Raw genomic sequence first — 18404 nt, 5'->3', positions numbered from 1 at the left:
TCAAGCCACCCCCTCAGTGCCCAGGATCTGGTCATAGGAGTCCAAATCCCGCACCTGGACCTGCTCGAAGGCCGGTTCAGCACTGTGCGCTCGGCGGGCCAGGCCCCGCATCAGACGGGCCGCCTCAGCGTGGACCGGGTCGGTGATCGTTTGGTGCTCGGCCCAGCACCGCTGGTGATCGGCGACCACCTCCCCGCCGCACCAAGCCCGCACCCGTTCCAGATCGGCCTGGACCATGACCTGGCGCCCCACCACGCTGGGATGGATCGAGTAGTCGCAGGTGTCCAGACGCACGTAGTGGTCGCGGGGCAAACGCCGGATCTGCCAGCGGCCCACCGCCGAGGGCACCTGGTCGGGCAGGGCGACCATCGCTTCCAGGTCCGCGGCCAGCCGGTCCGCGGGCCGGCAGCGGATCCTGCGGTGAAAGCGCTGGTTGGCCCGGCTCAGCCAGCTGGTCAGCTGGGCGTTGAAGTCGGCTGGGCCGGTGTAGGACCGGCCGGGTTCGAAGGAGGTCTCCAGGTAGCCGTTGGCACGCTCCACCAGCCCCTTGGCCTCCGGATCACGTGGGGCGCACTGGTAGACGCGCACCCCCAACGATCCGCGAAAGGCCGCGAACTCCTCGGCCAGCTGCGGTCTGCCGCCCCGCCAGGAGCCCACCGCTGGTTCGTTGTCCCACACCAGCGTTCTGGGCACCCGGCCGAGTTGGGCCAGCAGGGCCCACATGCCCGCGATGAGGTCGCCCGCCTCGCGGGAGGGCAGCATCTGGGCCAGGATCCACCGCGAGTAGCCCAGCACGATGACCAGCACCGGCGGGCGGCCCTGCTTCCCTGCTCCCAGCGGGATATCGGTGTTGGGGAACCACAGGTCGCACTGGGCCAGTTCCCCGGGCCGGTAGATGGTGCGCGAGGCCGGGTCCTGGGGTTGGTAGAGCGGCCGGAGTTGACGGACGCGGTCCTTGAGCACGGTGATCGAGCGTTCCCAGCCGATGCGCTCGGCGATCACGGTGGCGGGCATGGTGGGTACCTGTCGCAGCAGTTCGCGGATCTGGGGTTCGACCGCGTCCACGATCGATCCCTTCGCGGGGCGCTGGTACTTGGGTGGGTCCTGGGCTGCCAGGGCCCGTTTCACGGTGTTCTTGGAGATGCCCATCCGTCTGGCGATGGCCTTGATCGGCATCTGCTCTGACTTGTGTAGACGGCGTACTTCCGCCCAGTCCTCCACGGTGATCACCTTCCTGATGATCGGTAGAGGGGGTCAGATTTCAGACGACCCTACGGGGTCAGTATTCACGCGTCGTCGACAGGAGATGCCGACACGGGCCTGTTGGAGTGTTTCTCCGGTGTGCTGGGCACGCACGGTGGCCATGCTGCGGCGAGCAGAGTGAGGCATGTCGGTCCTTTCGCGTCTGCCCGGCCAGAAGCGAAGTCACAGGGCCCGCACGGGCTCGCATCACTACTCGTCTGGACGCAGAGCAGGCGCACCACACCTTTGGGTCTTCAGGCCGGACGCCGGGGTCCGAGTGCCTGTTCACGACCGAGCGGGCCTCTGCGGAACCGCTGTGGTATCGACCCTAGCGTTTTTCTGGGTTCTGCGGGGCCATCGCACGATTTCTTGCGGGCCTGAACGTCTCCCGGGCCCCGTGGTCCTCGGCCTGGAGCACACGCAGTTTTGAGGCCTCGATCAGCGATCAGTTGCTCGGGCAAGCAGAAGCGGCCCTGAGGAGGACACGTGTGGAGGGCCGGTCCTGCGGGGTTCTTGTGCGGCACCCGAGCGGCTTGGAGGTATGGGTGAGGGTCGATGGTGTGCAGATGGAGAAGGGCTCGAGTCACGGGTGGGCACGGCCGATGTCATCCAGGTCGCCGCGAGCGCCGCAGTAGCCCCTGTCACCGCGTGAGGTGCAGTTCAGGAGGTACGTGCGTTGGTCAGGTGACGGCCGAGGTAACCGACGGCGACGGCCTGTGTGGTGGGATCAGGCAGGAAGTACAGGCGTGGGCAGATCCCGTAGTTGGTGTCCAGGCGGATGTGGGCGAGCATCAGCGCCCGACCGGAGGGGGCCATCCGGATAGGGGCCGGGAACTGGCGTTGTGCGGCCAAAGGGCCGTTGCGCACGTATTCGGACTCGGTGGGGCTGAGCCGGTGGGTGGGGATGACCCGGTATCCGTCCGGGGCTCGGGTGAGGTAGTCGCGCAATCCACAGGTCTGGTCGGGGTGATCCTCGCGGTAGCGGCACCAGTCCTCCAGGGCCTGCAGCGCCTCCCAGGCACGCCCCACCCACAGCGGTTCCTTGGCCCGGTCCAGGGCCAGGTCGTGCACAGGCGCTTCCTCGAGCGAGAACACCAGGTGCGGCAGGGCCCCTGCCCCGTCGGTGATGTGCTCCAAGAGTTCCTCGACTCGGCGAGGAGGCCTCTTGGTGGCCGGAACCGTCGGCGCCGGCGCGGCAGCCAGCTGGTGCAGCCCTTGGGCGGCGGCTTGGAGACGCAGCCATTCCGCCTCCGCCTCGGCGGCCTGGGCGTGCTGAGCGAAGTAGTCACGCTCTCGGGTCAGGGCCACCAGTTCCAGGTCCAGCTCTTGGGCGCGCTCGTTTACTTGCGTGGCCTGTTCGACCACGCGGGAGAGCTCCCCGCGCAGCCGCTCCACCTGTGTGCTCAGGCGGACGCGCTCACGCTCGCCCTCCAGGTCGTGCTCCCCTGCGCCTCTTGGCGCACCCGCTGCGGACACGGTAGATGGTGAGGTTGTGGAGTAGACCCGCAGCGGAGCCGTAGGGGTGGCCTCCAGATCGGCGCTGCGCTGGTCCAGAGCAGCTAGCGCTGCCGCTACTGGGGCGGGTGGGCGCGCCTGGGCGGCGTGGAGGGCCACAGCGGCCAGCACCCGCTCGCCTACGTCGGGTGCACTGGCTTCGAACTCCTCAGCCCGCTGGGGGCCCGGTGCCAGGACTAGGAGCCGCCCGGGTCTGAGTGTGGCCCCGGCTGGGAGTAGGGGGTGGATCTCAGCGCGGGTGGGTGCGTCCACCACGTGGATGGCGGCCAGTCCCGCCAGCGCTCGGGCCAGTCCTTCGGGGAGCCGCCAACCCCCGACTGGTTCCGGTTCGGGGGTGCTGGCCAAAACCAGGGGCAGTAGGCGTGAGGGGTCGGTGAGTGCGTCGGCCAGGGCGCGGCGTTGGGTGTGGTTGTGGTGGTGTGCTGGCCAGATCGCCAGTGGGGTGTGCCCGTCGGTTGCTTCCAGGGTGCCCATGAGGTCCAGCGCGGCCTGCGGCAGGCGTAGCTGGACAGCGGGGCTGGGTGGAGAGTGCTCCACCGTCAGGTGGGCCCATGCCTGGTCGGGGGTCTGTACCAGGGCCAGGATGGTGGTCCATTGGCCGTCGCCGCGGTTGGTGCGGGTGGTCAGGGCCAGGGCCTGGACGTCTTCGGAGGTGGTCATGGGTGCGACCAGGGCGTGGGAGCGGGCGGTGAGCCGGTAGCGGTCGGGGCGGGAGAGGTCGCGCACCTGAGCGGTCCCGGTGCGGTTGCGGTTGACCCAGTCCAGCAGGATCGGGGCGGCCAGCTCGATTGTCTGTCCGGCGGTACCGCACTGCCACAGAGATCGCAGGCGGGACAGGGTGGGCGGAGCGGGCGGCAACGAGGTCTCCTGGCGGTGGGGGCGGTGGGTACTCCAGCATGGCTCATGTCGCATCCACCGGGCAGGAGAACTCCCGGTAGTGGGTGAAGGGCGTGTTGACGGCCAAGACCGTCGCGCAGAGTTCATCCTGGCGCGTGGACCTTTTTCACCGGGTAGGCGCCGGTACACAGGCCGGTACACAGCGCGTCCAGACCGTTGGCCTGGAAGGTGGCCAGGCCGCTACCTCGTGAGGGAGACCAGCCCAGCCGCGTCGCCAGCGAGTCAGGTGGTGGAGGCGTAGCCGCTCTTTGTGTGGCGACCGCGGTGAGCGATGATCGGGTTGAATTCCATGATCGAAAAGTAACCTTTGGCGCGGGTGCGTGCATGACTAAGCCCGCCCCCGGGGAAGTGGAGCGGGCTTCTGGGCGTCTAGAGTGCCTCGCGTTCGGCGAAGAGAGCGGTGGCCGTGGCCTGGGATCGACGAGCGGACGCCTCGACCTCGTCGACTTCCTCACTGGCGTAGTGCCGCAGGAACTCCATCCGACCCTCAGGAGTGGCACCGGCGAGAGCGTCCGCGTGGTATCTGAGGTCGATCACGCTCTGGCTCTCAACCGGGCTACCGCCGGGGTTGTCGAACTTGTAGTGGATGTTGGCGTAGTGGCCGTCATCGTGGATGGACACAATTCGGGGGTCAACCATCGTGGTCTCCTCACTGCGGGGCGACCAGTATCAACGCCATGTGGGAGAGCTGTCCAGGGAAGGGGCGGGTCAGATGTCGCCGATGTCGAACAAGCCGACGAGCTCGCGCGCCCTCTGAGGGCCAGCCCGGTCCAGGAGGTCAGCGAATAGACGCGTTCTTCGCCGGCTAGCGGGGTTCTTGGTGTGGGTCCATGCTGCTGGTCTACCCGCGCTCGAGAGGGGAGAGCGGTTGTCCACCAACCCGGCCAGCCTGTCGGTCTGCTGTGGGATTCTCCCTGAACAGAAGTTCCTTGCCCCCAGGATCGGATGTGCCCATGACGCCGTGGATCGACTTCGCCCAGACTGCGCTTCCCGTGGCGCTCGCTCCGGCGGCCGCCCTGGCTGGTGTGTGGGTGGCCCAGCGCGGAGCCCTCAAGTTGGAGAAGGCCCGAGCCGAACGGGAGCGCCAGGCGCAACTCGCGACCGAGCGTCGTGCAGCCTACGCCGAGTTTCTGGGCTTGGCCCAACGCGTGTCGCTGCCAGGCGCCGACACTCCGGATGTCGTCGAGTTCGGCGTCGCCCGAGCACGGATTTCAATAGTGGGGTCGGAGGCCGCTGCGCGGGTCGCAGAAGAACTTGTAGAGCATGTGCGTGCGTTGGCTCTTGTACCTGAGAAGCGCACTCGCCAGAGAGAACAGGCCTGGGCTCGCGCGTCAGATGCAGTGAAGGAGTTCGCGCGGGTGTGCCGAGAGGAGAACCAGGCGGATGGTGCCACCCGATCTCATCTGCAAGCCGGGGCTAGGAAACGAATCGGCTCCTGAGCTTCTTCCCCGTGGTGCGTGTCTCCGGGGCCCTACTGCTCCTTTTGGCCCAGCTCGGCGCACTCGTCTTGGTGGTGCTGCGCGCCTGCTGGCCCTCCCAGTCCGCGCATCGCACGAAGCTGCTCCAGACGCTGTTGCGTCGCCGTAACATTCCCTGACGCACCCGCTCTTCCCCGACCACGGCAAGGGCCGAGCTTTTGTGCACTTCATTTTTTTATCGAGTTGCTCACGTTATCAATCGCTTTGAGTGAGGCGTTTATCAATTCTAGGGCTTCATCGTAATTCTTGTTTGCTTCTTTGGCGGCATCTGACGCATTTTCATGATTTTGCATGTCACTGGAAAGACATCGGAGATGATGGAATAACCATGTCATTTTGTTTTCCAGTTGGCTGATCGGGCTGTCCTTACCAGTTTTTCCTGGCGGCGTAGAGAAATCCGCATAGATAAGCTCTCTTTGGGTGCTCTTCCACGAAGCCTCCCACTCAGTAAGCAGTGATGGACTCACCTCTCTGTTGTAGCTCATGTGGAACCTTCTCGGGTTCGCTTCGCTTAGTACGAATTTAGTGTTTGCGATTGCCTTTCTGGCGTTTTGGTCTTGCTCTATCTTTCTTTGTATCAGCATATTATCGATTGCCTGCTTTCTGGACATTATGCTTCCGATCCAAACTCCAAAGAGTGCAGCGGCCGGCGAAATTGCGGCCAAAATGAAATCTCCCATGCGCACGATGGTAGCAGGGGGTCGATGTTGATGCTCGCTCTTCCCTGATAGCAAGGGATGACTTTACTGCCGCGTGGAGGTAGCTGAATAGGATTGGGAGAGATCCTATGTTCGGGCAAATCCTTGCTTTTCTAGGCTCGCTGGCGGATACCGATCTGCTTGCCCCATCCGCTTTGGTGCTCATCTTGTTTGCTCTGTGCTTGCCCGGAGGGTGGGGAGTACAGAGGAACAACTAGAAGCCGCGAGACCTGTCATCGCAGGTGACGCGGCTTCTGAGGGTGTCGTCCGAGGTCAGCGGAACGAGCGTGGTGGAATCCGGCCTTCCTTGTGGATCTCGAAGCCCTCCATCGCCCCCTCTTTCAGAGATGGGGTGTCGCAACGACCGGTAGAGCCCAAGATCGTTGCGGTGCGGGGTGCGTGTTTCTCAACGGTCGAGGCGGGCCCAGCTGGCTACGGCCTGGTGGACACGCTCCTCGGGAAAGCACTCCTCCATCACCGCGAACGCGGCGTTGCGCAACTCCTGCACCCACAAACGCCCCGCCGTGTCGTCGGGAGCGCCCGTGTTCACCTCGTACGCGATGCTCATGATGAGCTGATCGCTGGCCTTGCCGAAGAAACTCAGAGCGTAGGAAGCGAGCCTCTCCCGGTGCCGGAAGGAATCCTCCTCGCGCAGTAGCAGCCTCAGGTGCACGGAGATCTTTTCGGTGACGTATGTCGTTTGGACCTGCAGGTCTTGGGCCACCCGGTCCCAGAACGGGGCGAACGTGTCCTCGGCATAGGGCGCGGGGAGCATCATCAGGAGCTTGATCAGGCGGTTGGTGGATTCGGAGTCAGTGAGATCGGCCATCGTGACCTTCCAGCCGGGGGGCTTAGGACGCCGTTACGCTACACCGGACCGACGCGATGCTCTGCCGCCAGCAAGCCCCTGCAACACACCGTTGCAGGGGCTTGCTGGCTTATGGCTGGGTGATGGTGTCATCCAACACGACCCGCGGAGCAGGCTCCTCTTCGCTGCGCGGTCCGTCGATCTGCTCGACGACAGGCGTGATCTCGTCGTAGACGCGTTGATGCACTTCGGGGGTGCCCGACCGCTCCAACCATCCGCCGTGGCCCTTTCTCCTCAGGTGATCGAGGTAGGTGACCAGTTGGGCGCCCGAGAGGGTGTACAGCTTCAAGCCCCGGTCGGACAGGTCTCCGCCTGGGTCGCTGCCCTCCAGCTCTTGCAGCTCATCTCGCGCGGTGGAGGTGGTTTTGTCCCACAGGTCGGGGGTGACCACCAGTTCAAAGGTCGAGACGCCGGTTGCGGTGGTCAGCAGGTCGCTGTGTTCCTCGGGAGACAGGGTGAGTGCTCCACAGCCGGTGGTCAGTACTGCAGTCAGCATGAGCGCGGCCGCACTGGCCGCCAGGGGAGGTCGAATCACGAGGTGATCCTAGATTGGCGTCCCACGCCTGTGGTGGCGAACACCAAAACTCACCCCTGGTCCCAGTTGGCCTCGTGCCGGTCGACCGCCGATCGGCACGAGGCGAACCCGCGCTGAGCTTTGCGGTGTTCACAGCGACGGTGCGCGGTGGGCCCTACACTCGTATCAGCGCCACCTTCTACGGCATCCTGTCGGGTTCGCCGTCCACGTTGATTCACCCCTGGCCGCTCACCCCCCGCGCAACGGGGTCGTCGGTCATGTCTGGACGTCGATGTGGAAGGCAGGAAGAGGCTGTGGACAAGCGCCCGAGTGTGCTGGTGCTGGGCCCGGTACCGTTGGTGCGTGAGGCGGTCTGGGCGCTGGTCGATGCCGACCACACCATCCGCGCGCAGGCCCCCTACCGTGCTGATGAGGACATCCTCGACGCCGTGAGGGCGTTCCAGCACCAAGGAGCCCTTGAGTCCGGGTTCGCCGAAGCGTTCGCCGAGCCCCTGCCCGGCGAGGTACCCCTGACCGAGCCCGGAGCCTACGTCAGCGCCCGCCACCCCCGGGTCCGATACCACGTGCGGATCCACCCTGTCACCGCACCGCCGCTCGAGGCGAACACGGTGGCGCTGCCCGCGCTGTGCGGCACCCAGCCCCTGCCGTTCCTGACCGCGCTCGGTGTCGTGGTCCTGCTGGAGGCGAGCCGTCCCCCAGCAAGCGCTCAGCCGCGGCTGTCCTGGTCCCGCCAGGACGGCCAGGCCCTGATCACCGCGCCGGGGGCGAGTATGGAGCAGATCGTGGCCGCCCTGGTCGACTGCGTCCACACGATGTTCGCCCAAGACCAGGTCATCTGGGGTGTGAACCGCTTCCCACCACCGCGCGAAGCGGGTCAGACCGGCGGCGACCCGCTACGGGTGCCGATGGCGCACGCCAACGCTCTGACCGCGCAGGTGCGCGCCCACAGCGGCCCGGCCGGGGTGCGGTGGCTGGAGCGACTGGTGAACCTGAGCACCCCCGACTCCTCGGGCCGCGTTGCCCTATCACCTTTCCTGGCTCCCCGGGGTCGGCAGAGCACACGCACCTTCTTCGAGTTCCCGCTCAACCTGGTGGCAGAAGACCCCAACAGGTTCCTGTCGGAGGCGCTGACCGGGTGGCGCCGGGTGATCGGGTGCACGGGGGAGAACCTGGACTACAGCGCGCCGGTGGACGCGGTCGAGGCCGGCGACGGCCAGGCCTACAGCCGTGGAGTGCCCGGCCCCACCTGGTTGGCCACCCAAGCCCTGGCCCTGACCGAGGTCGCCCAGCGCCCCGACGCCGCAGGGCCGGCCACGCTCTGGCACTCCCTGCCCGGCCTGTCGGCAACGGGCTCCTTCCTGGACGCGGCGATGGTATGGCCCTTGTGGGACACCCCCTTGACCTGCGAGGAGATCACGGCACTGGTACAGGACCCGGGCTATGGCGTCCGCGTGGTCCACGACGTCGGCCGCGGCCCCACGGTCGGGGTGAACCTGGACCCAGGCCCGGTCCGGGGTACCTGGGCCCGCGCCACCCAGCGCGGGGTCTTCACCGCCGGCGCGGCCCTGCGGCACGTGCGCGCCAAGTCCCTGGGACCGCTGGTGCCCCACCTGCCCTGGGTAGACCGCGGCGCGGCGCCGCACCAGAGTCGGGAGGCCGTGTGATGACTCAGCACAGCACCACCTGGAGCAACCGCTCCGACAGTCAGACCGTGCAGCGTCTGCTCGCGGACGCCAGCCGACTGTGGGTGGACGCTGGCCCCGAGCACGAGTGGCTGCGTCGCCGCCACGAGGGGTGGTGGGACCACACCAACCAGGTATGGGTGGTGCCCGTCCCCGGCCGCCACCGGCGCCTGGTCCGCCTGCTCGGCGAGCTGGAGCGCACCCGGCTCAAGTACCGGCCCGCCCAGCGCCCCTTGCGTGATCGGGCGGTGCGCTCGGCCGACCCGCTCGCCACCGCGCACGCAGGAACAGGCCGACCGGTGCCGCAGATCGACGCCCACGGCGTTGCCTCCCATGCCCAGATGCTGTCCATGGTCCAGGCCTGCCCAGCCGCCACGGTCCAGGGCAGGCGCGACCGCGCCCTGGTGCTGGCCTGCTGGGAACTCATGGCCACCCCGGCCCACCTGCAGGCCTTGGACGTGGGCGACCTTCGCCCCCACTCTGAAGGGCTGGAGGTGCAGGTCACCGGGCAGCTGGCGGTGATGGCCTACCGCGCCGACCCCGAACACTGCCCGGTGCGCGCGCTCACCACCTACCTGGAGCTGCGCGAAGAGGTCCAACTCCTGCGCGGCCCGGTGTGGTTGCGCACCGCGCCACGGCGCGGCCACACCGACATACTGACGGCTCAGCCGATGAGCTCCTCCGAGATCGCAGCGCGGTTGAACGCCATCGCCGTCGATGCCGGGCTGAGCGGGCGTCGCACCGCGCTGGGGCTGCGCCAGGGGGCCATCGCCACCGCGGCGGCCTCGGGCGCCAGCCAGAGGTGGCTGGCGGCGCAGAGCCGCCATGCGCCCGACTGCGCCTTCCTGAACCGGCTCATCCGACTCGGCCAGCGAGCGGTGGGGCGTGAGCACGTGGACCTGTGGGGGGAACGGCCGAGAGATCGCCGTGCCCGGTAGAGCGCGCGAGGGGCTGGTTTCGCCCGCACCAGCAGGTTGAGAGCCCAGGCCCCCAGCGGCCAGCTCCTATGCCTCCAGGCCCGCAGCTGCTTGCCCAGCCCTTGCGGGCGGGTAATGGACCCGCCCGTTAACGTCACCACCACAAACCCGCGGCCAACCCTTCAACGGTGTTCACGCGCTGTCTACGTTTCTCGGCCGCACAATCCCAACAGGAGGAATCCGTGAGCACCTTCGAGATCATCGCGTCCAATGGCCAAGAGGTCGACCGGGACACCCCCGTCCCCCGATGGGGGTTCACGGACGGCGCGGATTCGTTCGTGGACGAGATCGCCTACCAGGACGGCGACACCATCACTGACGCGGTGGCCCGTTTCCAGCAGGCGGACAAGCTTCCGACGGGTGAGGTGTCCGTAGGAGAGCGGGAGCGTTGCGACGTGGACTGGGTTCACGAGGACCATCCGTACCGGTACCACGTGACCATCATCGATTAGGAGGCCCGGCTAGTGTCCGGGAATCCCTGCGCGCCGACTGGACGCTTCGCTACGCTGGCCGGGTCGTGGCCCGCGACCTCTTCAACGGCCCCCTCGGGGGCTTGTCTACGTTGACAGGGCGGTCCTGTCGATGGGAAGGAAGAGATGAACGCGCTGGCCAAGCTTGACAACGCCTTCGAGCGCCGCCCCGAGGTGGTGGCCGCCGTTATGGGGGCGCTGTGGGGTGTGACCTTCGTGGTGCTCGCTGTGATGTCCGGTGTCACCGCTGGCCTGGTCGTAAGGGGATAGCTCCACGTCAGGGGAGGGGGCGGCCGAGTGTCACCCCCTCCAACGACCGTGGGTCCCACATGGCATCCCTCGCGGGGTGAGGATCGATTGGACGCAAAGGCCGACGGGGCCGGCCGGGGCGGTTTCGGCCTCGTCCACCGGGCGCGCCCCCGGTGGTGCTGGTGTGCCGGTCCTCGATCAGGGACCAGGCTTGGAAAGAGCGTTTGCCAATGACGGCGGGCAGCAGCGACGGGCTCGGCGTGGGGCAGTACGCAGACGCACAGGCTACCCCGTCGTCGGCGACTCACTCGGGGACTGGTTCCTCCCGCTACCAGGGCTCTGAAGGTGTTCCGTCAGCGTCAAGCCCGTAAGGCCATAGCGACTGCAGCTCGCCGCCATTCCACTGCGCGAACCAGGCATACGATGCTTCATCGCCTGCGTCAGCGGCTTGGAGCATGCCAGCTTCAGCTTCACCACGGTCTCCGATCAGCCCTCTTCGCCAGGCGAAGGTTCGCCCCAGCAGACTCCCTCCGTCCCTCGCAAGAAGATCCTTGAGGTCGTTCTCGGTGAGGTCACCGGACTCCAGACGCTCTTCGACGAGCCAAACCTGCGCTTCGAGGTCTCCTTCCTCAGCCTCGCGGCGCAAGAGCCGTTGTCGCATCTGTTGGAGGTCCAACTTGCGCAGGTCCAACGTGAGCTCCAGCTTTTTGCCGCCATAGGCCCTCAGGCGCTCGACCTCGGCGTCGTCACCGATGCGCTCCAAGAATTCGATGATCCTGGCGAGAAGGTTGGAGTCGTCGGTGTCGGCGGCCAGGCGGTACAGACGTTCCGCCCCAGGCACGTCGTTGGCCGCTTCACGCCGCTGTGCGAGCCAGATCAGTGCCTCGTGGTTACCGGCGTCGGCTGCGAGCTGGTGCAACCGCTCGGCCTCCTCGAGGTCTCCTCGCTGTTTGCGTAGACGGGCGCGGTGGAGTTGAGCGGTGGAGTCCCCGGAAACGGCGGCCTTCGCCCACAGCCGGTCGGCCCAACGGAAGCGGTGTCGCGCGTAGGCGGCCACAGCGAGCGTGGACAGATCGCCCGCATCGGTCAGGTGTGTGTGCGCAGCGTGCCAGAACGAGGCTGGTGGGCACTGCGAGTGGCGTTCTTTACGGCCCGTCTGCTCCAGGAAGTCGGCCAGGCGGTAGGTGGGCTGCCTCGGTGCGGCGGCGGTACCGTCCGCTACCGGTCGGGTGGTGCGGGAACGACGCCGGCGCAGGGGAGCGAGGTCGCCGTGGACAGGGACGCCGAGCTCAGCGAAGGTGCGGTCGAGCCAGTCCTGGTCCAGGCCATCGAACTCGTCGTCACTGAGGTAATCCTCGACAGCCTGCTCCAGGAACGGAGCGATCAGAGAGGGTCCGGCGTCAAAACGCAGAGTGTCCATCGCGACGTGCAGGGACGCCTTCGCCGCGGGGGAGGCGGTGTGATACCGCCGTAGGAGTTCGGGCGTCCCGGCCAGGAACTGCGTCAAGCGTCCACCGGAACTTTCGCCAAGTGCGCGGGCCAGCTGCAGGTCACCGTTGCGAGCCAGGCCCTGTGCGGCGCGGAGCGCCGCGCTGTCGAAGTGGTCCGGGATGTGGACGCGCCGCCCCTTCAACAGCTCCCGCACCTGAGCATGCAGATCATCCTCACCGGAGGGCCGGTCGGCGTAGGTCCTGTCGTGCTCGGGCCACAGGGTGGCCAAGATCAGGACCGGCCCACGGGCGGAGTCGCACAGCAGTGAGCGCAAGCCCGAGGCAATGCGGGCCCCTCGGCCTTGCCCGGCCCCGAAGTAGTGGTGGGCGTCGTTGAGCCACACCACGGTGCGTGGCCCGACTCGCTCTAGACCGGCCAGGGCGGCCTCGGCGTAGTCGGGGTCTCTGGGGTGCCAGAGCCGCCACCCCAGAGACGCCAGTGGCTGGACCGCTTCCCAAAAGGTACGGGTCTTGCCGGTTGAGGAACCTCCCACCAGCATCACCATCTGGCTGCGCCCTTCCGCGGCCGCCTGAACCAAGTCGGTCATCTGTTCATCGTGGGCACGTCGCACATACCCGGGCAGGGGGAGGGAGGTCCTCAACGCCGCTTCGCGCGCGATGTCGGCGCGTGGAGCTGGAGCGATGGCCGGGTGGACTTCGAGCTCATAGGGATCGCACTCGGAGATCGGTGACCCCACGGGACTGTTGCTCTCCGGCTCGCTCTGGCCGGAGGGCGGCACAGAGCCGTCCCGCCCCGAGCCCCGTTCGTCATCGGCCTCCTGCCACCACTTGTGCCACGTTGCCTCCTCAAGCAGACCCGCAGCCACATTCTCGGGACGGACACCCCGTCGACGTGCCTCTTCGATCAGCACCCTGACCAGGTGCTCCGCTGCCATTTCCGAAGGGAGGTGGTCCCCCTGCTTCCACGAGCTGATGAGTCGAGCCGAGATCTTCACTGACTGCTGGGCCAGCGATGTACTCCTGACGCGCTGCTCGACTCTACGGGCCGCTCTGTCCTGCGTGAGCCTGGAGGCCTTCAACAGCTCGCCCAACCTGGCCGCATAGCGGCTCCGCGCCCCCCGGGCACCCCGCCCTTCACCCATGCGACTCCCTACCCTGTGCCCGGGATCTTCCGGTCCGGATCCGGACCGGAAAATCCACCGTAGCCCCGGTCACCAGTACCAACTGCCCTTTCGATCTACTCAGGAGGCGCCGGACGGCGACCGCGTCTGCGGAAATCGTTCTGACCAGGCGCACCGTCCTGGACCACGAGCGAATGTGCGAGGACATCTGTGACCGTGACGACCGTCTTGACCGTAATCGGTGGCACCGTGCTCATCATCGGTGCCGCCGCCCGCCTCCCGCATGCGGTGGCTGAACTGATCCGCTCCTGCATCCCGGTAGTCACTGCTCTTCACGAGCTCCGCTCTGCTGCGGTGGCCGATGCTGCCCGATCACACCCCCCGGCTCAGCTGCCGGAAGGGGAAGACTGATCGGGGACGTCGTCGTGACCGGGTGAGAGGGCCCCAGGCGAGCTTCGTCCTATCCCCCTGCGGGCCCGAGCTTCATGGCTCGGGCTCGTAACGGCGGTGCGGTGTCGGTCAGTGGTCCCGGCGGAGTGAGGCGGCCCGGGGCGGGTAGCCACGTTCTGTCGGGCTTCCACGGCCATGCGGGTGGCACGTTCGCGCAGCTCATCGGGGTACTTCATCGGTGCTGGCATGACTCTCATCCTTCCCAGGTTTGAGAGCCTCCATCACACCCGGCACGAAACACGTGGCTGTGCCTGCGATGAGCGAGGCGGCCCGCACTTTGCTTGCGGCACTGTTCACCCGGATGTCTCTCACAGCACCCGACTTGTCCTGGGCCACGAATGGCTGGCACAACCCACCGGACGATGTCCCCTGCTCTTTCCCCAGCCAAGTCGAAGTGGGCAAGGCTCTTTGGGGTGCCGGAGATTACTGGACGCTGCGATGGTCCGGGTTCCCCAACCCAGAGTTCGTTTCCGCAGCGCTCACCGACCCGGTGATCGGGCTTTCCGGCGCGAGGGTGAACGAGAAGGGCAATGACATCGTGGTGAGCTACCTCGGCGCACAATTGCGGCTTCTCGAACTCAACCGTCACATGCTGGGTTCCACACCTGCTGTGTTGGAAGCGCTGAACGCCAAGCGAGAGCGCCTGTTCGCACCTCGCTGAACCAGGGGTCCGCGTCCCGTTGGCAACGCGGACTCCTGAGGTAGCGCGGGGGAGGGCGCCCCATGCGAGCCCTGCCCCCGTTCATACCTGCGTGACGGCTTCAGGCGAGTACATCGTCAACCAGCGTCCTTGTGTGTACCCCAACGTAGTGGTGGGGGCACACACAAGGATCCGCGCCACCGGGCAGCCGACGAGGTCCTGGGCGGTGGCCATGGCCTGGTGGTAGCGGCTCAGATGGTTCGGTGTGCTGGTGGTGGTCAGGTGGTCGCGCTCGGGCCGGGAGAGCAGCCGTTCCCAGGCGGTGTTTGGATCGGTGTCCAGCCACAGGCTCACCGCGAGTACCGGGAGACAGACGTACAGGGCCGCCCGCGGGCCCGGGTCGACGCCGGGCAGCAGGGCGGTGGCCAGCCAGCGCACGGGGTAGGTGCCGGTGAGGATGACCTGCCGGTGTTCGTCGAGCGGGAGCAGGTGTTGGTATACCGCCCCCAGGTGCTCGAAGGCAGCAGCGGTCTCGATCGCGGTCGGTGAGAAGAACTCCCACCACACCGGCCCGCCGGAGTTGTGGGCGGTGTCAGCGGCGATGCGTTTGACCGTGGAAGGCCAGGTCCGCATCTAGGCAACCCGGTCTGACTCGTGCAGGTGGCCACGCAACATGTTGATGAGGGTGCTCTTGCCGGCCCGCCGCTCCCCGTGACCTCGATTAGCACGCGGCCTCCTGCCAGGTGTAGCCGTGCAGGGCGAACTCGGCGGCGAACTCGTTCTCGACCAGACGGTGCGCGGGCGGGGCGAACAGCTCCCTGCCGCGCACCGGGCGCTCATTTCAGCCGCCGCCCGCTGCGGTCAGCCTCGACCCGGTGCTGCTTCCTCGTCGCCTCGCGGGCCCGGTCACGCAGCCGGATTACGCTGTCGTGGCGCAGGTCGAGGTCGCCGACGCCGGCGGTGCCCCGGGCCAGGTGCTCGGTCCGGTCAGCCACGGAGTAGGCGAGCACCTGCTCGAGGACGTCAGCCGTTGACCGCACCTCGCGCAGGTCCTCGCGCACCTGGGCCAGTTGATCGCCACGAGCAGTCTCGGCGGTGATGAGGGCGTCGAGGCGGCTGGCCACCCGGCCCAGCAGCGGGTCCCGCGAGCGGAAGAGCTCGGCGGCCCGGGCCGTGGCCGCGTCGACCCCGATGCCCAGGTCGAGGTGGGCAAGCAGGAACGCGGTGACAAGGCTGGCCTGGGACAACCGCTTGGCGAAGACCTGCGCCTCGTCGTCGGACGCGCCCGCCTCGCGCACCGCGGCGCCCCGCAGCTGCTGACGCAGGCTCATCATCACCGCCTCGGGCAGGGCGCGCACCGTCGGCTGGCTGACCACGTCGGCGACCCTGAACGCCGTGATCGGCAGCCCGCCCCCGCCAATCGACCCGTCGCCGCCGCGAACCGCTGCAGACTGGACGGCCTCCTGGAGATCGGTGTGCTCGAGGGCCTGAACCCGGCGGGCGTCCTCGTCGATCTGCTTGTCGTGAGCGCTGACCGGGCCCGTCGCCTCGTGCTCAGGCTCGACCGCCTGGAACGCCTCGGGTTCAGGAGCAGTTGCGGTGCCCGCCTCGGAGCCAGGGGACGAGGGGGCGCTCGCCGACGCTCCGCCGCGCTGAGCGGAGGACGCGCCGAAGCGGCCCGCGAAGTCGTCGAGCTCGTCGGTCACCGCCGGTGAGGTCTCCAGGGGGTCGGCCGCCTGGGTCTCGCGGCGATACTGGGCCAAGCCCTCGACCCCGCCGGAGCGGTAGGCGTCGAGGAACGAGGTGTCGACGTCCATCGCCTCGCTCGTCCCCGTCGGCGTCAGGGCATCGTCGAGCTCTCCGCCCCCGCTCACAGCTCGCCGTCCTCGTACTGGTCCGACAGGTAGTTCTCGCCCCTGGTCAGGCCGATGAGGCTGTCCAGGCTGCTGGTGACCACGCGCTCAAGGTTGGCCACGTTCGTCGACAGCGCCTTGTTCTCATCGATGAGCTGATTGAGCCTGGCCGTGAGGAGGTCGGGGACGTCGAAGTCGCCGTTCTCCCGACTGATCTTTTCGATCACGGCGGTGGCCATGTACTCGTTGACCGAGGGGTAGCCGCGCTTGTCCGCCCAGTAGGCCGCCCGCTCCCTGTCGGTCGAGCTCAGCCTGATTCCGACGCGTTCCCGCTCACCCTCCTGCCCCGCCTCAGACCCGGCGGCGCGCCCGCGGTCCTGGGTGATCCTCACGTGTTCCTCCCTCGACGATTCGACTGGCCTTGAGTTCGCCGGGCCCCTTTCCTCGTTCAACGACAAGGACGGCGAGTCCGCGGGACCGATCAACTCCCTGAGCCGGGCCCGCCCGTGCTGCTCGAGCGCTGGCCGCTGCCCGCTCCGCCGGGAGCGCTCGCCGGCTCCGCATCGCCATCGGCCTCGGAACAGTCGACCAGCGCGGTTTGGAAGGCGTCAGAGCGCCAGATCTCCCTGTCCTCATCGTTGACCAGGTGCTCAGCGATCGAGCCGGTGCCGATCGGCGCACCGCCGGCGATGAAGCGCAAGGACTCCTGGCTCAGTCCCGACGTGAAGACCGCCCTGGCCATGCACTCTCCTGCGGTGGAATACATCGTCTCCTGCTTGTCGTCCAGGGCGAAGGAGGAGAACATCGAGACCACGCCGTCAACCAGCTCGGTCGACGAGCGGATCTCGACCTGATCATCGACCTCGTACTTGGGCTGGAGGTCCGGCTCGTCCTGCTGGGTGGGCTTCGGCGGCTCGGGAGCCGCGTAGTCCGGCGCCTCCTTCCCCGCGTCAGGGAACTGGTCGTCGACGCAGGCGTCGAAGCTCGCGCGCATGTCCTTCGACAGCAGCGCCTCGGCGTCCTCACCCAGCTTCTTCGCCAGCAGACCCTTCGCCACAGCGGCGAGGTCATCGCCGCCGATCTCGACGATGAAGACCTGGCCAGCCTCGGACACGCCTGGGTCCTTGACGGCTTCGGCGAAGCAGGCTCCCTCGTTGGAGCTCGACGACTGGCCGTGGCCGATCATCGCGCCCAGGGCCTGGCCCAGCTCTTCGTCAGTCACCGGGGCCGCGGTCGTCTTCGGCGGCGGGCTCGCCGTCTCCTTCGCTCCGCCGCCGCAGCCGGCCAGGCCCAGCCCTGCGACCACGAGTGCCGCCAGTGGCGCGGCGGCTGTCCTCCAGATCCGTGATCCCATCCTCGTCGTCCATCCTCCATCGACCCCAATCGCCAATGACATCGCTTCCACTGGGCTTCGAGTACATGCTATACATTCATCATTCATTAGGGGAGTGATTGATCAATGGAAGATGTTCGTTGTCGATCAGACCCGAATGCACCGGCGGCCACAGTGCGAGGGGGAGCGGGCGGCGCAGCCGCCTCGGAGTCCATGACGAGAGATCCCATTACGCCTGCTGAACTGGGGTGGACTTTCTGGCCTGGTTACGGGGCGTGGGGGAGGGGTCGACAGAGTCGACCCGGAAGAGTCACTGCACGTTCGGATCAAACCGCTACTGCAAGCACCCGGGGCCCACTATCTCCCCGTCGACATCCCGATCAAAGGCACACCGACTGCCTCCGGTCCGCACCGCTGCCGCGTCCGCGCCACTGGTTTCTCCTTGTGGGTGCGCTCAGCCCCTGTGGATCGCAGACCTCTCGATCGCACATGCCCACCACCTCCTGAAAGTTCGGAGACCGCCGCACATGACGACCCCAGCAGTCCGCGAGGACACCACCGTCACCTTCCCCTTCGGCGTCGAGCTGACCGGAAGGCTCATTCACCACACCGAGCACTCCGTACTCGAGCTCGAGACCGACGAGGGCCCCGAACGCCTGTCGATCAGTCTCACCGCCTACGACCTGCGGCCGGCAGATGGCTGCGTGTTCGTCAAGGACTGGTCGGAGCACGCGGGCCTGACCGAGTCCCTGGAGAAGCAGGGGCTGGTCGAGATCGTCGGCCGACGGATCGTCGGCCCCTTCAACTCCCCCGCCTACGAGGTCCGGGTGCTCCTGGACTGAGGAGGGGCCGGGGAGAGCCGATCAGCGCAGCTGATCCGGAAGCTCTCTTGAAAGTGCGACCTCTCGATCGACGAAGTCGATCCGCAAGGGGCATCGGGAGGGA

General features: G+C 67.3%; 20 protein-coding genes. 9 read left to right on the top strand and 11 right to left on the bottom strand.

Annotated features, from left to right (window positions below; genetic code table 11):
• The 3 genes from istA to NE857_RS21930 all read right to left on the bottom strand — a co-directional run bounded on the left by istA (position 1) and on the right by NE857_RS21930 (position 4293).
• The gene (gene istA, locus NE857_RS21940) at positions 1–1230 is read right to left on the bottom strand and encodes an IS21 family transposase (protein ID WP_254417470.1); all 1230 of its coding nucleotides are present in this window, start codon (positions 1228–1230) and stop codon (positions 1–3) included.
• Positions 1231–1902: 672 nt separating this feature from the next.
• Positions 1903–3615 (bottom strand): hypothetical protein, encoded by a 1713-nt coding sequence (locus NE857_RS21935; protein ID WP_254417469.1) that lies wholly within the window; start codon positions 3613–3615, stop codon positions 1903–1905.
• Positions 3616–4023: 408 nt separating this feature from the next.
• Positions 4024–4293 carry a hypothetical protein gene (locus NE857_RS21930; protein ID WP_254417468.1) on the bottom strand — a complete coding sequence of 90 codons (270 nt, stop codon included), beginning with the start codon at positions 4291–4293 and terminating at the stop codon, positions 4024–4026.
• A 314-nt stretch (positions 4294–4607) separates the two neighbouring features.
• Here NE857_RS21930 and NE857_RS21925 point away from each other — a divergent pair, with 314 nt between their 5' ends.
• The gene (locus NE857_RS21925; protein ID WP_254417467.1) at positions 4608–5093 is read left to right on the top strand and encodes a hypothetical protein; all 486 of its coding nucleotides are present in this window, start codon (positions 4608–4610) and stop codon (positions 5091–5093) included.
• Between the two features lie 11 nt (positions 5094–5104).
• A complete protein-coding gene (locus NE857_RS21920; RefSeq protein ID WP_254417466.1) occupies positions 5105–5251 on the top strand; it encodes a hypothetical protein in 147 nt (48 codons plus the stop codon).
• A 48-nt stretch (positions 5252–5299) separates the two neighbouring features.
• On the opposite strand, the gene NE857_RS21915 is transcribed toward NE857_RS21920, so the two are convergent.
• The 3 genes from NE857_RS21915 to NE857_RS21905 form a co-directional block, all read right to left on the bottom strand.
• On the bottom strand, positions 5300–5812 hold the full coding sequence (locus NE857_RS21915; protein ID WP_254417465.1) for a hypothetical protein: 513 nt from the start codon (positions 5810–5812) through the stop codon (positions 5300–5302).
• 424 nt (positions 5813–6236) lie between these two features.
• The gene (locus NE857_RS21910) at positions 6237–6659 is read right to left on the bottom strand and encodes a hypothetical protein (protein ID WP_254417464.1); all 423 of its coding nucleotides are present in this window, start codon (positions 6657–6659) and stop codon (positions 6237–6239) included.
• Positions 6660–6768: 109 nt separating this feature from the next.
• Positions 6769–7233 (bottom strand): hypothetical protein, encoded by a 465-nt coding sequence (locus NE857_RS21905; RefSeq protein ID WP_254417463.1) that lies wholly within the window; start codon positions 7231–7233, stop codon positions 6769–6771.
• 293 nt (positions 7234–7526) lie between these two features.
• On the opposite strand from NE857_RS21905, the gene NE857_RS21900 reads away from it, so the two are divergent.
• The 4 genes from NE857_RS21900 to NE857_RS21885 all read left to right on the top strand — a co-directional run bounded on the left by NE857_RS21900 (position 7527) and on the right by NE857_RS21885 (position 10632).
• The gene (locus NE857_RS21900) at positions 7527–8897 is read left to right on the top strand and encodes a type I-G CRISPR-associated protein, Cas3-extension family (RefSeq protein WP_254417462.1); all 1371 of its coding nucleotides are present in this window, start codon (positions 7527–7529) and stop codon (positions 8895–8897) included.
• Positions 8897–9853, top strand: a complete 957-nt coding sequence (locus NE857_RS21895) for a site-specific integrase (RefSeq protein WP_254417461.1) — start codon at positions 8897–8899, stop codon at positions 9851–9853. The genes NE857_RS21900 and NE857_RS21895 overlap by 1 nt, the downstream gene beginning before the upstream one ends.
• A 221-nt stretch (positions 9854–10074) precedes the next feature.
• Complete coding sequence (locus NE857_RS21890; RefSeq protein WP_254417460.1) at positions 10075–10344, top strand: hypothetical protein; 270 nt, start codon at positions 10075–10077, stop codon at positions 10342–10344.
• Between the two features lie 144 nt (positions 10345–10488).
• Positions 10489–10632 carry a hypothetical protein gene (locus tag NE857_RS21885; RefSeq protein ID WP_254417459.1) on the top strand — a complete coding sequence of 48 codons (144 nt, stop codon included), beginning with the start codon at positions 10489–10491 and terminating at the stop codon, positions 10630–10632.
• A 307-nt stretch (positions 10633–10939) separates the two neighbouring features.
• Here NE857_RS21885 and NE857_RS21880 read toward each other — a convergent pair whose 3' ends face one another.
• On the bottom strand, positions 10940–12649 hold the full coding sequence (locus tag NE857_RS21880) for a tetratricopeptide repeat protein (protein WP_254417458.1): 1710 nt from the start codon (positions 12647–12649) through the stop codon (positions 10940–10942).
• Between the two features lie 385 nt (positions 12650–13034).
• On the opposite strand from NE857_RS21880, the gene NE857_RS34340 reads away from it, so the two are divergent.
• Together NE857_RS34340 and NE857_RS21875 are read left to right on the top strand one after the other, a co-directional pair.
• Positions 13035–13166 (top strand): hypothetical protein, encoded by a 132-nt coding sequence (locus tag NE857_RS34340; protein WP_301184241.1) that lies wholly within the window; start codon positions 13035–13037, stop codon positions 13164–13166.
• 714 nt (positions 13167–13880) lie between these two features.
• Complete coding sequence (locus NE857_RS21875; protein ID WP_254417457.1) at positions 13881–14294, top strand: hypothetical protein; 414 nt, start codon at positions 13881–13883, stop codon at positions 14292–14294.
• An 81-nt stretch (positions 14295–14375) separates the two neighbouring features.
• On the opposite strand, the gene NE857_RS21870 is transcribed toward NE857_RS21875, so the two are convergent.
• From NE857_RS21870 to NE857_RS21855, 4 genes are all read right to left on the bottom strand, one after another.
• A complete protein-coding gene (locus NE857_RS21870) occupies positions 14376–14906 on the bottom strand; it encodes a hypothetical protein (RefSeq protein ID WP_254417456.1) in 531 nt (176 codons plus the stop codon).
• 203 nt (positions 14907–15109) lie between these two features.
• Entirely contained in the window at positions 15110–16147 is a 1038-nt protein-coding gene (locus NE857_RS21865; protein WP_254417455.1) for a hypothetical protein, read from the bottom strand.
• On the bottom strand, positions 16144–16518 hold the full coding sequence (locus NE857_RS21860) for a hypothetical protein (protein WP_254417454.1): 375 nt from the start codon (positions 16516–16518) through the stop codon (positions 16144–16146). The genes NE857_RS21865 and NE857_RS21860 overlap by 4 nt, the downstream gene beginning before the upstream one ends.
• Positions 16519–16607: 89 nt before the next feature.
• Positions 16608–17480, bottom strand: coding sequence for a hypothetical protein (locus tag NE857_RS21855; RefSeq protein WP_254417453.1), 873 nt, complete (start codon positions 17478–17480; stop codon positions 16608–16610).
• Positions 17481–17986: 506 nt separating this feature from the next.
• On the opposite strand from NE857_RS21855, the gene NE857_RS21850 reads away from it, so the two are divergent.
• On the top strand, positions 17987–18301 hold the full coding sequence (locus tag NE857_RS21850; RefSeq protein WP_254417452.1) for a hypothetical protein: 315 nt from the start codon (positions 17987–17989) through the stop codon (positions 18299–18301).
• Positions 18302–18404: the final 103 nt, after the last annotated feature.

Origin of the sequence: Nocardiopsis exhalans, assembly GCF_024134545.1 — a bacterium.
Lineage (GTDB): Bacteria > Actinomycetota > Actinomycetes > Streptosporangiales > Streptosporangiaceae > Nocardiopsis > Nocardiopsis exhalans.
This window is presented reverse-complemented; position numbering and strand designations above follow the sequence as displayed.